We start from the raw sequence: 2,146 nt of genomic DNA, 5'->3' as shown, positions 1-2,146 counted from the left end.
GCCCCCTACCGCACCCCAACCGCCGCCAACGCCCGCAGGAACCGTTCCGTCGTCCCCCGGTCCCGTACCGCAACCCGCAGCCACTCCGCTCCCAGCCCCGGAAACGTATCGCCGCGGCGCACCGCGAACCCGGCGTCCCGCAGGCCCGCACGGACCTGAACGGCCCGCTCGTGCCGGAGCAGAACGAACGGTCCGGCAGGCTCACCGGACACGGAAACCTCCGCGAACTCCCGCAGCCCCGCGAGCAGATACGCCCGATCCCCCGCGTACCGCCGCGCCGCTTCCTCCGCCTCCGCCAGCGCCTCCGGCCGCATACAGGCCGCCGCCGCGACGAGCGCCGGTGCCGACACCGGCCAGAGCGGCTGGGCGCGCTCCAGCGAGGCGATGACCGCGGGGTCGGCCAGCACGTACCCGATCCGCAGCCCCGCGAGCCCCCACGTCTTCGTCAGGCTCCGCAGCACCACGAGCCCGGGCACGTCGGTCCGCCCGGCGAGCGACTCCCGCTCCCCGGGCACCGCGTCGATGAACGCCTCGTCCACCACCAGCACCCGCCCGGGCCGGGCCAGTTCGGCCACGGTGCGCGCAGGGTGCAGGACGGACGTCGGGTTCGTCGGATTGCCCAGGACGACGAGATCCGCCGCGTCGGGGACGGCGCCCGGATCGAGCCGGAAGCCGTCGGCAGCAGGCAGCAGGACCCGCCCCACCGCGTGCCCCGCATCCCGAAGCGCCGCCTCCGGCTCCGTGAACTGCGGATGCACCACCACGGGATGCCGCACGTCCAAAGCACGGGCGAGCAGCACGAACGCCTCCGCCGCACCCGCCGTGAGCAGCACCCGCTCCGGACCCACGCCGTGCCGCGCGGCCACCGCGGCGCGTGCCGCCCGCCCGTCCGGGTAGGCGGCGAGCTCACCGAGCGCGCCCGCGATCTCGTCCCGGAGCCACTGCGGAGGCGTCCCCGTACGGACGTTGACGGCCAGATCGGTCAGCCCGCCGTCACGCACCTCGGCGTCCCCGTGGTGCCGCAGGTCGTACGGGCCGTCCGCGCCGCCGGTGCTGCCCGCGACGCCTGCCGCCGCCTCGGCCGTACCGCCCGCCACCGCCTCAGCCCTGTCGCCGGCCAGGGCCTCGGCCACGCTCACGGCCGCCTCAGCCCCACCCCTCACGATCGCCTCAGCCCCACCGCCGCCCCCCAACTCAGTGCGCGTGCGCATGACCATGGTGGTGACCCGCGCCGTGGTGATGGTGGTGCCCGTCGTCGTCCGGGTGGAAGTGCGGCTGCTGCGGCAGCCCCACCTTGTCCTCGAAGCCCGGGAGCGCGATGCGGTACACACAGGAGTCGCAGTTCATCCGCAGATCGCCCTTGAGGGCCTCCCGGTAGCGCTCCATCACGAGATCGAGCAACTCCGGCTCCGGACCGATCACATCGGCGCACCGCGTCTCGACCTCCGGGTGCGCGGCGGCCCACCCCTCGGCCTGCTGCCGCACGCGCACCGGCAGGATCCCGGTGAACAGGAAGTACGGCAGCACGATCACCCGCCGCGCGCCCAGCTTCACGCACCGGTCGAGCCCGCCCGGCACATCCGGCGCCGCGAGCGAGACGAACGCCGTCTCCACGCCCGCGTATCCGCGGCCTTCCCAGAACAGCCGCGCGGCCTTGTGCACCTCGGCGTTGGCGTCCGGGTCCGTCGAACCGCGTCCGACCAGAAGCACCGTGACGTCCTCGCGCGCCCAGTCGCCGCGCACCTCGTCGACCCGCCGCTCGAGGACCGCGAGCAGAGAGGGGTGCGGACCGAGCGGACGGCCGTAGGTGTACGAGATGCCCGGGTGCCGCTCCTTCTCGCGGGCCAGCGCCGCCGGTATGTCGCCCTTGGCGTGCCCGGCCGACACCAGCATCAGCGGAACGGCGGCGAATCTCCGTACGCCCTGCTCCACCAGCTCCGTCACCGCCTCGCCGAGCGGCGGCGGCGAGAGCTCGATGAAGCCGCCCGCGACGGTCAGTTCGGGGTGGCGGCGCCCCAACTCCCGTACGAAATCGCGGAAGGCCTCGGCCCCGGCGTCGTCCCGGGTGCCATGTCCTGCGACGAGCAGGGCGGGAGCGGTGGTCACTGGTTCTCCTTCGTACGGGGGTCGTGCTGAGGGGTGGGAC

Annotated in this window: 2 protein-coding genes; both read right to left on the bottom strand. The window is 74.5% G+C overall.

Annotated features, from left to right (window positions below):
* Positions 1–5: 5 nt before the first annotated feature.
* Complete coding sequence (gene cobC / locus G6045_RS40380) at positions 6–1,025, bottom strand: Rv2231c family pyridoxal phosphate-dependent protein CobC (RefSeq protein WP_235968618.1); 1,020 nt, start codon at positions 1,023–1,025, stop codon at positions 6–8.
* Positions 1,026–1,194: 169 nt separating this feature from the next.
* Positions 1,195–2,106, bottom strand: coding sequence for a sirohydrochlorin chelatase (locus G6045_RS40375; RefSeq protein WP_165337226.1), 912 nt, complete (start codon positions 2,104–2,106; stop codon positions 1,195–1,197).
* Positions 2,107–2,146 lie beyond the last annotated feature (40 nt).

Source organism: Streptomyces mesophilus (assembly GCF_011044995.1).
Lineage (GTDB): Bacteria > Actinomycetota > Actinomycetes > Streptomycetales > Streptomycetaceae > Streptomyces > Streptomyces mesophilus.
This window is presented reverse-complemented; position numbering and strand designations above follow the sequence as displayed.